The organism is Sorangium sp. So ce281 (genome assembly GCF_051527395.1).
GTDB classification, from domain to species: domain Bacteria; phylum Myxococcota_A; class Polyangia; order Polyangiales; family Polyangiaceae; genus Sorangium; species Sorangium cellulosum_B.
In genome coordinates, this window is record NZ_CP150322.1 from 6258178 (window position 1) to 6273001 (window position 14824).

11 protein-coding genes are annotated in these 14824 nt (G+C 71.2%); 5 read left to right on the plus strand and 6 right to left on the minus strand.

Annotation, left to right across the window (positions count from 1 at the left end; genetic code table 11):
- Positions 1 to 10: 10 nt before the first annotated feature.
- The gene (gene cysK, locus WMF27_RS23760; RefSeq protein WP_437769813.1) at positions 11 to 901 is read left to right on the plus strand and encodes a cysteine synthase A; all 891 of its coding nucleotides are present in this window, start codon (positions 11 to 13) and stop codon (positions 899 to 901) included.
- A 50-nt stretch (positions 902 to 951) separates the two neighbouring features.
- Here the strand turns inward: cysK and WMF27_RS23765 are convergent, their stop codons facing one another.
- From WMF27_RS23765 to WMF27_RS23780, 4 genes are all read right to left on the minus strand, one after another.
- Complete coding sequence (locus tag WMF27_RS23765) at positions 952 to 2499, minus strand: complex I subunit 4 family protein (RefSeq protein WP_437766601.1); 1548 nt, start codon at positions 2497 to 2499, stop codon at positions 952 to 954.
- Entirely contained in the window at positions 2496 to 3929 is a 1434-nt protein-coding gene (locus tag WMF27_RS23770; protein WP_437766600.1) for a proton-conducting transporter transmembrane domain-containing protein, read from the minus strand. Before WMF27_RS23770 ends, WMF27_RS23765 begins: the two co-directional genes overlap by 4 nt.
- A complete protein-coding gene (locus WMF27_RS23775; protein WP_437766599.1) occupies positions 3919 to 6978 on the minus strand; it encodes a YbcC family protein in 3060 nt (1019 codons plus the stop codon). Before WMF27_RS23775 ends, WMF27_RS23770 begins: the two co-directional genes overlap by 11 nt.
- Positions 6979 to 7056: 78 nt before the next feature.
- Positions 7057 to 8697 carry a SulP family inorganic anion transporter gene (locus WMF27_RS23780; RefSeq protein WP_437766598.1) on the minus strand — a complete coding sequence of 547 codons (1641 nt, stop codon included), beginning with the start codon at positions 8695 to 8697 and terminating at the stop codon, positions 7057 to 7059.
- Between the two features lie 287 nt (positions 8698 to 8984).
- On the opposite strand from WMF27_RS23780, the gene WMF27_RS23785 reads away from it, so the two are divergent.
- Together WMF27_RS23785 and WMF27_RS23790 are read left to right on the plus strand one after the other, a co-directional pair.
- A complete protein-coding gene (locus tag WMF27_RS23785; RefSeq protein ID WP_437766597.1) occupies positions 8985 to 9572 on the plus strand; it encodes an RNA polymerase sigma factor in 588 nt (195 codons plus the stop codon).
- Entirely contained in the window at positions 9569 to 10177 is a 609-nt protein-coding gene (locus WMF27_RS23790) for a hypothetical protein (protein WP_437766596.1), read from the plus strand. Before WMF27_RS23785 ends, WMF27_RS23790 begins: the two co-directional genes overlap by 4 nt.
- A gap of 95 nt (positions 10178 to 10272) precedes the next feature.
- On the opposite strand, the gene WMF27_RS23795 is transcribed toward WMF27_RS23790, so the two are convergent.
- Positions 10273 to 11265, minus strand: coding sequence for a sigma-54 interaction domain-containing protein (locus tag WMF27_RS23795; protein WP_437766595.1), 993 nt, complete (start codon positions 11263 to 11265; stop codon positions 10273 to 10275).
- Positions 11266 to 11510: 245 nt separating this feature from the next.
- On the opposite strand from WMF27_RS23795, the gene WMF27_RS23800 reads away from it, so the two are divergent.
- Together WMF27_RS23800 and WMF27_RS23805 are read left to right on the plus strand one after the other, a co-directional pair.
- Entirely contained in the window at positions 11511 to 13283 is a 1773-nt protein-coding gene (locus WMF27_RS23800; protein ID WP_437766593.1) for a phosphoenolpyruvate carboxykinase (GTP), read from the plus strand.
- Between the two features lie 18 nt (positions 13284 to 13301).
- A complete protein-coding gene (locus WMF27_RS23805; RefSeq protein ID WP_437766592.1) occupies positions 13302 to 14042 on the plus strand; it encodes a hypothetical protein in 741 nt (246 codons plus the stop codon).
- Between the two features lie 33 nt (positions 14043 to 14075).
- Here WMF27_RS23805 and WMF27_RS23810 read toward each other — a convergent pair whose 3' ends face one another.
- Positions 14076 to 14822, minus strand: coding sequence for an NADH:ubiquinone oxidoreductase (locus WMF27_RS23810; protein WP_437766591.1), 747 nt, complete (start codon positions 14820 to 14822; stop codon positions 14076 to 14078).
- Positions 14823 to 14824: the final 2 nt, after the last annotated feature.

Genomic DNA, 14824 nt, shown 5'->3' on the forward strand with positions numbered 1-14824 from the left:
CGGTCCGGTCGTGCCGGACGCCCTGTCGCTCATCGGCGGCACGCCGCTCGTCCGCCTTGCCCGGATCTCGCCCGAGGGCGGAGGCGTCGTCTACGGCAAGCTCGAGTCGATGAACCCGGGCGGCAGCGTCAAGGACAGGGCGGCGCTCGGCATGGTGCTCTGCGCCGAGCGCGAAGGGATCCTCAGGAGAGGGTCGACCATCGTCGAGGCGACGAGCGGCAACACGGGGATCAGCCTCGCGATGATCGCCGCCGTGCGCGGCTACCGCTGCGTGGTGGTCATGCCCGAGGACATGAGCGTCGAGCGCCGGCACGTCCTCCGCGCGTACGGCGCCGAGATCGTCCTCACGCCCGAGGGCCAGGGCATGGCCGGCGCGGTCGCCCGCGCGAACGAGATCTGCGAGGCGACCCCCGGCGGGTGGATGAGCCAGCAGTTCCAGAACCCGGCGAACCCCGGCGCCCACGCGCGCGCCACCGGCCTCGAGATCCTCGCGCAGACCGGCGGCGACATCGCGGCCTTCGTCGCCGGCGTGGGCACCGGCGGCACGCTGACCGGCTGCGGGCGCGTGCTCCGGGATCGGCTCGGCGGCGCGGTCCGCATCTGCGCCGTCGAGCCGACGAAGAGCGCCGTGCTCTCCGGGCGAGGCGCCGGCCCCCACGGCATCCAGGGCCTCGGCCCCGGCTTCGTCCCGGCGATCCTCGAGCGGTCGCTCATCGACGAGATCCTCACGGTGACCGAAGCGGGCGCCTCGCGCATGGCGCGGCGGCTCGCCCGCGAGGAGGGGCTCCTCGTCGGGCCGAGCTCCGGCGCCAACGTCCACGCGGCCGTGGAGATCGCGCGCAGGCTGCGCGGGACGATCGTGACCGTGCTGCCCGACTCGGGAGAGCGCTACCTGCTCTGAGCCACGGCCGGCGGCGGCGAGCGCGGCGCGCGCCATCCGCCGGACGCGGCTCAGGGCGGCGGTCGGCCGTCGCGACCGGGCGCTCGGCCGCCTCCGGCGATGGAGCGGCGGTGCGCCGCTGACGCGACGCGCGCCTGCGCGCCGTGCGCCACGTCGTGGAGGGCCCGCTCGACCACCGGCGCATGGATCGCGATCAGCCGCGCCGGGGCCACCCCCAGGGCCAGGGTGAGCGCGACCAGCGCGAGCAGGAACGCTCGCTCGCGGAGCACGAGCGCCTCCAGCGCGGCGCCCTTCAGGTGGCGCCGGAGCGGCCCCAGGAAGGTCCGCTGGAACGCCCGGAACAGCGTGATCCCGTTGAGCGCCGCCGCCGTCAGCGCCAGCACCGCGAGCACGGGGTGGGCGCGCAAGATTCCGTGCAGGAGCAGGTCCTCGCTCACGAACGAGAGCGCCCCCGGCATCCCGATCATCGCGCACGCGAGCAGGAAGAAAAAGGCGGCCATGCGGGGCGTCCGGGCGACGAGGCCGCCGAGCTCCCGCGTGTCCGCCGTACCGGCGCGCGCCTCGATCGCGCCGACGACCATCGCGAGGCCCGTGATCGCGATCGACAAGGCGACGCTCTGCAGGAGCGCGCCGCTCACGCTCTGCGGGCTCAGCGAGGCGACCCCCAGGAGCACGAGCCCCTTCTGGCTCGCCACGAGGTAGCCGAGCAGCCGGCGCAGATCGGTCTGGACCAGCGCGAGCACCGCGCCGTGCAGCGCGCTGATCAGGCCGAGCACGGCGAGGATCGGCATGCCGTCGGCGCAGCCCGCGGGCAGGAGCGTCACCCCGACGCGAACGAGCACGCAGACGCCGACCTGCATCTGGGCGAGCAGGAGGGTCACGCCGAGCGGCCCCCGCTCCAGCAGCACCGGCAGCCAGCCGTGGAACGGCACGGCGGCCATGCGCATCAGCACGGCGATGCCGACGAGCGCGAACAGCGGCGACTGCCATGCTTCGGGGACGCCGACGCGGGCGATCTCCTCGACGTCGAACGGCAGGGCGGCGCCCTGGCGCGCGGCGAGCACGGCGATGGCGCCGATCGCCACGACGAGCGGCGCCGTGCCCCCCAGCAGGAAGATGCGGCAGGTGCGCCGGAGGAGCGGGTCCTGGGCGCCCTCCCTTGCGACCAGGCGATCCACCGGCACGAGCGCGGCGACCCACGCCGCCGCGAGCACCGCGAGATCGACGGCGCAGAACACGCCGAGGATGGCGCTGCCGGTGGCGAGCAGCGCGGCGGCGCCGGGCGGATCGATCGCGGCGCGCGGGCTCGCGGCGACCAGGGCGAGCAGGACGAAGCCGAGCAGCGGGAGCAACGTGACGGTGAAGCCGTCGAGGCCGAGGCGGAGGCGCGCCCCGAGGAGCGGCAGGGCGGGCCCCCCGGCGGTGAGCGCGACGCCGGCGTACGAGAGCGCGAGCGGCAGCAGCGAGAGGAGCAGGGTGAGCGCCGCGCCGATGAGGGCGACGCGGCGCGCGCGCTCGTCGCTGCGCGCCCGGGCGGCGAACAGCGCCGCGATCGCGGGCGTGACGATGAGCGTCCCGAGGAGCGGAAATGCGTTCACGTGCGAGCCCTCTTCGTATCGCGCGCGCGGGGCTGGAAGGCCGCCGCGATCTCTGTCTCTTCGCGCGCGCCCTCGTCGCCGGGCGCCGCGGGGGCGCGCTCAGGCCAGCCGCTCAGCGCCGCCACCCAGCGGCGCTCGCTCCGGTCGAGCAGGCGCCCGAGGCGCATCAGCGGCGCGGCGACGAGCCGCTCCTGCAGCCCCTCGAGGTGGAAGCGGTCGAGGGACAGCCAGTACGCGCGCCGCACGAGCGCCGCCGGCAGGAGCCGGCCAGCGAGCCCGAGGTGCGGCAGCGGCTCGCCGGCGTGCGCGGCCCGGATGTCCTGCGCGTCGCGGAGCGCCGAGGGGGCGCGCAGCAGCTGGAGGCAGCGCAGGCAGGCGTGGGCGAACAGGTGGACGAGCGCGAGCCAGTAGAGCCCGAGCCCGATCTCCACGAACATGAGCCCCACCTGCGTCATCGTCGCGTGCGCGAGCGCGCCCTTCACGTCCGCCTGCACGCGCCCCACCATCGTGCCGTAGACGGCCGTCGCCGCCCCGACGCACGCGATCACCACGCTCGCGGCGAGCGAGCGCTGGAGCAGCGGGGCCGCGCGGAGCATGAGGTACACCCCGGCGTGCACCGAGAGGGCGCCGTAGAAGAGCGCGCTCGATGGCGTCGGCCCCTCCATCGCCCGCGGCAGCCAGCTGCCCAGAGGAAACTGCGCGCTCTTGCCCATCGCGGCGAGGAACAGGCACAGCGCGAGCGCCGCGGCCGCGCCGGGCCCGAGCGACGCGGCGGTCCCGGGCCACGGCGAGCCGCCGAACACCTCGCCCCACTGCGAGGAGCGGGCGACGTCGTGCATGAGCACCGCGCCCACGAGCAGCCCGATGTCGCAGAGCCGGTAGGTGATGTACACCCGCACCGCGGCCCGCGGCGGCGCCTCGCGCTCGTGGAAGAAGGCCACGAGCAGCACGCTCGTCGCGCCGACGAGCTCCCAGCCGGCGAAGAGGAGGTCGACGGTGCCCGCCGACACGAGCCCCAGCATCCCCGTCGAGAACAGCGCGAGGAGCAGGAAGAAGCGCGCGAAGCCCGGCTCACGGTGCAGGTACGCCACCGAGAACCTGCCGACCAGGAGCGCGATCAGCGAGACGAGGAGCATCATCGTCGCCGAGAGCCGATCGACGAGCAGGACGACCTCGAACGCATAATCGCCGAGCTCGAACCAGTGGCCGAGCGCCACCGGGACGAACGCGTAGGGCGCCGCGACGGCCGAGAGCCATATCACCAGCGAGGCCGCGAGCGAGAGCGCGAGCGCGGAGAGCACGACGCGCGACACGACGCGCTCGCTCGGCGTGCGAAGGAGCAGCAGGTAGGCGCCGAGCGCGGCGAACGCCGCCGCCGGAGAGAGCACGGCGAGCGCGGCGAGCTTGCCGAGGAGCACATCAGACAGCATGGTCGACGACCTCACGTGGCCGCGTGGACGCGGCTCGAATGAGCGCAGGCGGAACGAAGCCGGACCTCCCGGCGTACCAGTCGGCGGAGCGCTGGACCGCGGGCAGGGGTTGATCCGGCGGAGAGAACGGCGCGAAGCCGTCGCCCGTGAAGCACGCGATCCGGCGCGTCGCCGGATCGGCGCAGGCGAGCTGGATCCAGCCGTTGCCGATGAGCTCGCGGAGGGCCGGCTGCCGCGCGCAGAGCGCGGCGGCCGTGTCCGTGCTCGCGTCGACGACGACGAGCAGGCGCACCGGCTCGTGGATCTCGATCATCTGCTTCGGCAGGCCGGTGCGCAGGTCGCTCAGCGATCCCTCCATGACCCCGAGCAGCGAGGCGAGGTTGTGAGGGAGCTTGGTGCCGGCGCCGTAACGGCGGTTGTCGACGCAGGAGAAGTAGTACTCGAGGTTGATCCCTGCCCCGACCGGGCCGACCGCGAGCAGGATGCGCTCGAGGATCGCTCCGCCCTGGTCCTGGGTCGGGTCGTACGAGACGAGGAACGCCCTGCGGTCGAGGAACAGCCCACGGGTGAGCGAGCGGCGGCCGACGACGCAGACCGCGTTGGTCACGTGCCCCAGCTCGGGCCGCGCCTCGCTGAGATCCGCGGCGCGCGCCTCGACGTGCGCCAGCGCCCGCGCGGCGTCGCCCTCGCGCGGCGCCGACGCGAACCTCCGGCAGCGCTCGTGCGCGTGCTGCTGGCGCGCGGCGTCGAGCGCACCGACCAGCGCCGAGAGCTCGCCGCGGTGGGACGCCGGCACGAGGTGCTGGTCGTAGAGGACGATCTCGTCCGTCGTCGTGTTGTTCATGCCGCCGAGGAAGACGGTCCCGTCCGGGATGTCGATCCCGCCCGCGGCGAGCAGCACGCGGACCTCGGGCTCGTTCGCCATGGCCGCGAACAGCCGCGCGTTCGGGCCGCCGTGGCGGCCGCCGCACGCGCCGCAGTCGTACGCCGACTGGTGCGGGTTGTTCACGCTGGTCGCCCCGTGGCCGAGCACGACCACGATCGGCGCGAAGCGGCGCGTGAGCCCCATGTTCTCCAGCGTGGCGGCCACGCGGGCCGCCTTGGCCGCGGCGGTGAACGGCTGCCCCTCGCCGCCTGCGGCGGAGCCCTCGTCGCGCGGGCTGTGGAGCCGCGTCGGCACCGGCGGGAGCAGGCGCCGCTCGAGGGCGCCGCGCAGCCTCGCCGCGGCCCGCGGAAAGAGGGTGCGTCCCACGAGCGGGACGGTGGACAGGAGGCCCAGGGTCGGCGTGAGCAGCACGCCGCGCGCCAGGGTGCGGGTACCGCGCCCCAGCGCGTGCAGGAGCCGCGCCCAGCGCTTGCGGCGAGCCTTTCGGCGCCAGCCCGCCTCCTCCTCGTGCGGCCGCTCGACGATCTCGTGCGCCGGCTCCACGCCGATCGGGCAGAGGCTCACGTGGCCGGCGTCGTCGAGCCCGCGGTAGCGGATCGGCACGCCGAAGAACCCGGCCACGCCGAAGGTCTCGTGCCGCGGCGAGAGCTCCTCGAAATGCCTCCGGAGGCCCTCGCAGCGGTCGTCGATGCAGAACGCGACCTGGAAGCGGGGCGCCTCCACCGAGCGCTCCTCCTCCGGGCGGCGGAGGTTCGCGGCGATCCCGTGCAGGACCTCGGTCCGGTGGTGGTGCTCGTAGGCCTCGTGCAGGACGCGGCGCCGCGCGATCTCGTCGAACGCCTCGAGCGCCTCGATCGCCCAGACGCGCTCCGCCTTGGATAGCGGCTCGATCTCGGCGGCCGAGAGGCCGGCGAGCTGAGCGAGCTGGAACAGGCGGAACGGCCGAGCGTGATCGGGCGAGCTCGACGGCGGCGCAGGCGGCCGCGCGGCGCGCCGGGCATGCTCGACGAGGCCGGCGAGCGGTCCTCGGTACCCCAACCGCCGGCGCGCGACGTCGCGCAGCGCGTACCGGGCGAGCGTCAGGCGCACGGCAAGGTACTCGACCAACGACACGGGCGGCGATCCCGGAGGCCGGTCGCTCGGCGTGTGCTCGAGGCGGTGGATCATGCCGGCCCAGCCCGGCAGCTCGAGCAGCACGCGTGTCACGTACACGTCCCAGTGATCCTCGGCGACGGAGAGCTCCTCGAGGGCGCGGACGGCGATCGCGGGCGGCGACAGCGCCTCCGCGTCGAACCGGCGGAGCTCCGCGTCGAGCCCGACGAAGGCCGGGGCGGCGAGCCGGGAGCCCTCGAGCGCCATGTCGCGAAAGCAGCGCCAGAGCCCGTTCGCGCGATCGGGCATCGTCCAGTGGGCAATGCCCTCGTCGAGGTAAGCGCCGAGGAACCGGATCATGAGCGGATCGATGAGCTCGGCCGGATCCTCGCCAGCCAGCTCGACCAGCAGATCGCGCTGCGACCGGCCTTCGCCCACGCGCTCGACGAGCGGCGGATCCAGGGGCGGGGCGGGCGGCAGCGGCACGGCGCGGCATGCGTCCCAGAGCGCGAGGGCGGCGCGCGACTCCGGATCGCGGCCCCCCCGGTCGAGGAGGCGCGCCGCGATCTCCGGGCGCGCCTCGAGCCAGCGCTCCGTGCTCTGGACGATGCGCCGGCGTCGCTCGTCGGGGACGTCGGCCCGGAGCTTGCGCGTCTCCCCGGCCTCGGAGATGCGCCACAGGAGGCCCGCTGCCGTCTCGGCGTCGATCGGATGGCGCAGCGCGAGCCGCTCGATCTCGTGCCGGGACAGCGGGCCTCGGCGCTCGTCCGGCCGCGCGGCGAACCGCCCCGCGAGCGCGGCCTCGAGGTCCTCGTCGCCGATCCGACCCGACGCGATGTGCGCGCGGTAATCTGCCTCGGAGAGATACGGCTCGGCCTCGAAGACGGCGCTCGCCGCGGCGAGCGCGTCATGAAATGGCAGGTGCTGGAACGCGTGCAACGTGTTGTGGTGGACGAACACGCCGATCGGCCCCTGCGCCGGCAGGAGGTGTCCGGCGTGCTCGACCACGTCGCACAGGCGCCTCTGCCGGGCGGCGCTCGCGCGAAGATCCTGAGAGGGCTCGCTGTTCATGCGGTTCCCGAATGGCGGTTGTTCCTGGAGAGCCCCACGCGCGCTTCCCCCTTTCGCGCCATGGCGTCTCGACTCGACTCAACGCTCGGCGACGGGGCTGATGACAGGCCGCTTCCTCGCCGAGAGCGGGTGGGATGACATCTGGAAATGATCGCCGAGACCGGCGAGGGTCAACTTCCGCCCATTTCGTTCCATCACGCCCTGGAGCTCATGCAGGTTGGACATGACCGTGTGATCGACCAGGCGGGCATTCGCGAAGTCGATCTCGATGCTCGAAGCGTGCGCGTGGCTCTCGATCTTCCGCTGGATGCTGAGGTAATTGCTGAAGATCGCGGCGTGCTTGACGCGCAGCACGACCCGCCCCTCCTCGACGCGCTCGTCCACATCGGGGCGGAAGACGACGCGCAGCGGCGCGCCGTTCGTGAGGTGAATGAGCAGCTTCACGGCGATGCCGGCCGCGACGCCGACGAGCAGATCGGAGACGATGCACATTGCGGCCGTGGCGGCGAAGATGACGAGCTGCTCCCTGCCGATGCGGAGCGTCTTCGCGAACTCCTTGGGCGACGCGAGGCGGACCCCCGTGAAGGTGAGCATGGCGGCGAGCGCGGCGAGGGGGATCCGGTGGATGAGGCCCGGCGCGAAGGCCACGAAGAGGAGGAGGAAGATCCCGTGAAAGAAGTTGGACAACCGGCTCTTCGCGCCGTAGCCGATGTTCGCGGAGCTGCGAACGATCTCGGAGATCATCGGCAGCCCGCCGAGCAGGCCCGCGATGAGGTTGCCCACGCCCGTGGCCAGCAGATCCTTGTCGAGGTCGGAGCGGCTCTTCGCGGGATCGAGCGCGTCGACGGCCTTCGCGGACAGGAGCGACTCGATGCTGCCCACCAGCGAGAACATGACGATATATTTGATGGACGCGGGCGTGCCGACGTGGCTGAAGTCCGGGAAGACGATCGCCTGGATGAGGTTGCCCGGCAGGTTGACGAGGAAGCTCGGCCCGATCGCGTACGTCGTGTGGGTCGCCGCGAGCGAGTATGTGTGCTCGTGCTCGAGATCGAAGAGATAGGCGAGCGGCACGGACAGCGCCAGCACCAGCATCGGCGCGGGGATCTTCTGCATCCAGCGAGCTCTCTTGGCGACCACGGGATAGCCGAAGAGGAGGATCATCGAGAGGACGCCGATCGAGGCGATCTCGGGGTTCAGGCGCAGCAGGCTGCGCGGGATCTCCAGGATCAGGTGGAGCGGGTCTTTCGCCGCAGGCGTGACGCCGACGAGCGTGTGGACCTGTTTCGAGCAGATGATGATCCCGATGGCCGCCAGCATGCCGTGGACCACCGAGGAGGGGAAAAAGTCGCCGAGCGTGCCCGCGCGCACCAGGGCGAAGACGATCTGTGTCACCGCGGCGACGGCGATGCAGGCGAGCGCGCGGCGGTAGCCCACGGCGTTGTCCCCACCGCCGAGCTCCTGAACGGCGCCCAGCGCAATGACGATGAGGCCCGCGGCGGGCCCCTTGATGGTCAGCGGCGCGCTGCCGAGCCAGGTGGCGACCATGCCACCGACGACGGCGGTGAGCACGCCCGCGACGGGGGGGAACCCGCTCGCCATGGCGATGCCCAGGCAGAGCGGCAGGGCGATCAAGAAAACGAGGAACCCTGAAACCAGGTCGTTCCTCCATGTGGACGCCGAGGACGTCGACGCCCTCGGAATGTTCGGATTGGACATGCGGTGCTCGCCTTGGAGTTGGGGCACCATGTGGGCCCGCTGTTCGTCAGAACACGGCCCAGGACGGGACCAGTCGGTCGGAGGTTCCCGCTCGGGGTGACGATTTCGTACGGCCCCCAGGAACCTCGGCGCGGATCCGTTCCGTCCCAGGGCGGCCGATGGACAGTTCTTCCTCCTTCGGGGTGACGTCGCTCGCCCCCTCGTGGCGCGAGCAGCGGGCGCTACCCCTCCGTCCATTCCACGCTAGAGTTCCGGCCTTCGACGCTCTAGATGCTCGAGCGGCCCTCATGACCGAATCGCGACCCCCCCTCGGCGAATCGCGCGCGGAGTTCGAGTCGGCGGTGCGCCCGGTGCTCCCTCGGCTCTATCGATTCTGCGCCTCGCTCTGCGGCGCGCGAGATCAGGCGGACGATCTGTTCCAGAACGCGTTGCTCAAGGCCTACCTGCACGCGGCGTCCTTCGAGGGACGCTCCGACCTCGGCGTCTGGCTCTGCGGGATCGCTCGGCACGAGTACTTGGAGGCTTACCGGACCGAGGCGCGGCGCCGCAGCCTGCTCGATCGGCTCGTCGAGGTGTGCACCGACGCGCTCGGCATCCTCCCTCGCACCGAGCTCTCGAGCCCGGAGGCGGCCGCGATCTTGAGCCAGGACACCGGGGTGCTCCTTGCGTGCCTCCAGCAGCTGCCGGAGGAATTCCGCACCGTGGTGGTGCTATGCGACATCGAGGAAGTCGGGTATGACAGCGTGGCCGAGCTCCTCGGGATCCCCAAGGGGACGGTGAAGAGCCGCCACGCCCGCGGGCGCGCGCGGCTGCGCGACGCCTACGAGCGTCTGGCCGCGCCGCACGTCGTCGCGGAGCGGGAGGGTTCGACGTGAGCGAGCGCGACGACGATCTGCCTCCGATCCCGCGGGATCTCGCCGCGAGCATGCGGGCGCTGCGCTCGATGAGCCCCTCCGATGCGCTCGTCGAGCGCGCCCTGAGCAAGCTCCCCGAGCGACCGGAGCGCCCGGCGGCGGCCCGCGGCGCGCGCTCGCAGCGGGCGAGCAACCGCTGGAGGCGGAGGGCGTTCATCGCGGCCCCGGCGCTCGCTGCGCTGACGGCCGCCGTCCTCGTGGCGGGCGACAGGGGCGCGTGCTCTCCGGCGATCGAGCGATCCGAGGAGCGTGCCGTCGCCTTGCCCGACGAAGGGCACGCGTGGACGCACCTCGATCTGCTGACCCACGGCCACGCGGACGAGCCGGCGGTGGTCCAGATCGAGGTGCCGGAGCACGTGCGCGTGCGGTTGCCTGACGGCGAAGGTGGGTCGCTGGAGCAGCACTGCCGGCAGGAACGCTGCTCGCACAGGCTGACGCGCTACCGCGGCGACACGCCGCTCGGCGTGGCCGTGGCCCAGCCGGGCCGGTATGAGATCCACGTCCGTCACGAGTCGAACGAGGCGCGCGTGCGCGAGCGCTTCGTTCTGATAGCTGTACGCGAGTGAGCCCAGCGAGACGTGGTAACGCAACCTCGGTGGCTCCGGTCGTTACCGCGACCTGCGGGCAGCCCCAACGTAGGTAGTCGGCCGGGCCGGCCGGCTCATTTCTTCGCCGCCCTCTGCTCTCCGCGGACAGGCCCGCTCGGCACCCGCACGCGCCCCGCTGCGACGTAGCGTTGCACCGTCCTCAGGCTGATCCGAAGTCGCGCCGCCGCCTTGACCTTGTCGCCCCCGTCGCGCTCCAGCGCCGCCTCGACGATCTGCTGGATGAGCGACTCCAATCCGTCGTCCAGGTCGAGCGCGGGCGAGGTGCTGGCGCGCGACACGCCCGCGGCGGGTTCTTCGGGCACGACCAGCGAACGGACGCTCTCGGGCAGATCGGCCACGCGCACCTGCCGCCCATCCCGGAGCAGGCAGAGCGTCTCCACGACGTTCCGGAGCTCGCGCACGTTGCCAGGCCAGTTGTAACGGAGCAGCAGCGCCTTGGCCTGCCGGCTGAACCTCGGCGGGCGAACCCCGTGTCGCGCCGAGTGCTGCGCGGTGAACTGATTCAGCAGGGGCGCGATATCAGCGCGCCGCTCACGCAAAGCGGGGACATTGAGCGTGATGCCCTGGATTCGATAGAACAGGTCGGCGCGAAAACGACCCGCGCGCACCTCCTGATCGAGGGGCCGTAGCGTGGCAAACATCAACCGCACATCCGCCTCGATCTTCGTCGCGCCGCCGACGCGCATGTACCGGCGGTTTTCGAGGAATCGCAGGAGCTTCGCCTGCATCGGCATCGGCATATCACCGATCTCGTCGAGCAAGAGCGTGCCCCGCTCGGCCGCTTCGACCTTGCCCTTCGCTCGCTCGCTTGCCCCGGTGAACGCGCCGCGCTCGTGACCGAAGAGCTCGCTTTCAAAGAGCGCGTCGGGGATGGCCGCGCAATTGATGGGCACGAACGGCCCCCGCCGACGCTCCGAAAGCTCGTGCGCGCGCCTCGCGAGCACCTCCTTGCCGGAGCCGCTCTCGCCGATCAGCGTCAGGGTGACGTCCTTCGCGGCGACGGCGCGAAGGATCTGGTCCGCCTTCTTCATGGCGTGCGAGCGCATGATCGGCTCAAACACCACGTCAGGTCGTCGTTTTCGCTCTCCCACGCGAGAAATATTGCGCGATCTGGTCGCAACCTGCAAGCCCGAGCGCGAGATCGGCTCCGGCGATCCACGTCGCCGCTCGACTGGCGAAACTCGTCGGCTGTTCGCCTTGGAAATGCCGAGAAGGCGCGCCGCTTCGAGTGCTCCTGGCGCGGTTCACGGCCAGCCCGCGCTCCGGCACGGATTCTGCTGTGGCCAGGACCATGAACGAAGCTCCCACGACGAACCGCGCGCTCCGCGCGTGGGTCCAGGCGATCGCCGAACACACGCGACCCGCACGCATCCGCTGGTGCGACGGCAGCGAGGAGGAGCGGACCACCCTCGAGCGCGACATGGCGCTCTCCGGTTCGTTCATCGAGCTGGATCCACGGACCCACCCTCGTTCATTCCTGCATCGTTCGGATCCGACGGACGTCGCGAGGACGGAGCACCTCACCTTCATCTCCACGCCACGACAGGAGGACGCGGGGCCCACGAACCACTGGATGAGCCGAGAGGAGGCGCAGACGCGCGTGTGGTCCCTCTTCGCAGGCGCGATGAAGGACCGGACGATGTACGTGGTGCCGTACCTGATGGGCCCCGCGGGGTCGCCCTTCAGCCGCGTCGGGGTCGAGCTTACCGACAGCCCGTACGTCGCTCTCAATCTCCGGATCATGACGCGCATGGGCCGCGCGGCGCTCGGTCCCCTCGGCGCTGCGGAGAGCTTCGTTCGTGGCATTCACAGCCTCGGGGACCTCTCGCCGGACAGGCGCTTCGTCGTCCATTTTCCCGAGACCCTCGAGATCTGGAGCATCGGCTCGGGGTATGGCGGCAACGCATTGCTCAGCAAGAAGTGCCATGCGCTGCGCATTGCGAGCGCGCAAGCGCGCGCGGAAGGCTGGCTCGCCGAGCACATGCTCATCCTCGGCTTGACGAGCCCGGAGGGGCGCACGCACTATGTCACGGCTGCCTTCCCGAGCGCGTGCGGCAAGACCAACCTGGCGATGCTCGTCCCCTCGCTCCCCGGGTGGAAGGTCGAGACGGTCGGTGACGATATTTGCTGGATGCACCCTGGCAGCGACGGACGGCTCTGGGCCATCAACCCGGAGAACGGCATGTTCGGCGTCGCACCAGGGACCAGCCTCAAGACCAACCCGAATGCGATGAAGTCGCTCACGCACGATGTGATCTTCACGAACGTCGCGCTGCGCGCGGGCCGTCGCGTATGGTGGGAGGGGATGTCCCGGCTCGACGAGCATGAGGTCATCGAAGATTGGCGCGGCGCGAAGTGGACGAACGGCTCCGCGACGTCTCCTGCCGCGCACCCCAATTCGCGCTTCACCGTCCCGCTGCGGCAGTGTCCCAGCGCGGCAGGCTCCTTCGATCTCGCCACGGGGGTGCCGATCTCGGCCATCCTCTTCGGGGGGCGCCGATCGAAGCTCGCCCCTCTCGTCTACGAAGCGCGGAGCTTTCGTCACGGCGTCTACGTCGGCGCGACCATGGCGAGCGAGACGACCGCCGCGGCGACCGGCGCCGTCGGCGTCCTCAGAAACGATCCCATGGCGATGCTCCCCTTCTGCGGGTACAATATGGGCGACTACTTTGCGCACTGGATAGCCGTTGGGAAGGGACTCAGTCGTCCGCCGAAAATCTTTCATGTCAACTGGTTCCGGACGGGGGACGACGGGCGCATGCTGTGGCCCGGGTTCGGCGACAATATCCGCGTCCTCAAGTGGATTTTCGAGCGTGTCGAGGGCACGGCGACCGCGCGCGAGTCTGCAATTGGCCTGCTTCCGCATGAACGGGGAATCGATCTGACCGGGATGGACCTCTCGAATGACGCGCTCTTCCAGCTGCTCGCGGTCGACAGCGGCGCGTGGTTGAGGGAGGCCGACGGTGTCCTCGAGTTCCTTCGCAAGTTCGCGGATCGACTCCCCGCGGCGCTGCTGACCGAGCACCGATCGCTCGTCAAGCGGCTGCACGATTCGCTACATTGAGCCGAACTGGGAGAACTCGTGGAAGACCATATCAAACCATCGGCGGCGAACATCTGCCGCGACAAAAGCCATTCCTCCGTAGACGGCCGCGCGGCCGGACCACTGGCAGGTGCCGTCGCGGCGGCGCTGCGAGCGGGGCGCAGCCCCAGAAATCACGACTTCGACCGCTTCCTTCCTGACGAGCTACGCCGCGTCTCCGCTCAGTTCTGGACGCCGATCGAGGTCGCTGTCCGCGCGGCCCAGTGGCTGGACGAGCTCGACGTTCGCACCGTCGTCGATGTCGGGTCGGGCGCCGGCAAGTTCTGCGTGGCGGCGGCGCTGGCGGGGCGCAGCCACTTCACGGGGATCGAGCAGCGGCCTCGGCTCGTCGTGGCGGCGCGCAGCCTCGCGCGGGTCTTCGAGATCGAGGACCGCGCTTGTTTCGTCGAGGCCGCCCTGGGGAGGGCGGAAGTTCCTCGCGCGGACGCCTACTACTTCTTCAACCCGTTCGGCGAGAATCTCTTCGGACGAGAAGACCACCTCGATGAAGACGTCGAGCTGGGCGTCGATCGATACCAGCGCGACATTGCGGCCGCCGAAGAGCTCCTCGACGAGGCGCCGCTCGGCACCTATCTCCTGACGTACAACGGATTCGGCGGGCGGGTACCGGACAGCTATGACGAAGTCCGCGTCGATCGGGAGCTCCCGAACGTCCTGCGGATGTGGCGAAAGGCGCGCCTCGTGGCTGCCGGTCCGGGTCTACGTGCGGACGAGCTCTGATCACCACGACGGCGCGCGACGCACCGTTGCGCATCACGCGATCCCGAGCAGATCGAGTATCGCGTTCACGAAGGTGAGCGGGTGCGGCGGGCATCCAGGGACGTAGAGTGAAGGGCCAACGCTCTCCAGGAAGCCGCGGTCGACGCCCGCGGCGCCGTCGTAGAGCCCCCCGGAGATGGCGCAGGCCCCCACGGCGACGATGAACCGCGGCTCGGGCATCGCATCCCAGGCCAGTTGAACCGCGTCCTTCATGTTGCGCGTGAGCGGACCTGTCAGGACGAGCGCATCGGCGTGCCGCGGAGAAGCCACCCACTCGATCCCGAACCGCTGCACATCGAAGTTGACGTTGGTGACGGCGTTCAGCTCGAGCTCACAGGCGTTGCAGCCGCCGGCCGAGACCTGGCGCATCTTCAGAGACCGCCCGAACAACCTCGAGAACGCCGCGGAGGCGCGGACCCGCACGACCTCTTCTTCACCCTCGCGAACCGTGAGATCAAGGGGCTCGTTCCCGCCCATCCTTGGCTCCGGCGTGAACTCGATCTTCGCCTCGGGGCAGCCCTCCACGCAGGCGTCGCAGAAGACGCAGCGGCCCAGATCGAGCGTCACCGGGGCCAGCCGGATGGCCTGGGTCGGGCACGCGTCACGGCACGCGCTGCAGCCGGCCGCGCAGGGGTCGCGACGGATCCTCGGGCGACCGCGGAACCCGGTCGGCGTTGCCTTGCGGAGATCCGCGATGGCCTGCGTGCCCTGGGAGGCACGTACACGGAGCGACAAGAACATGC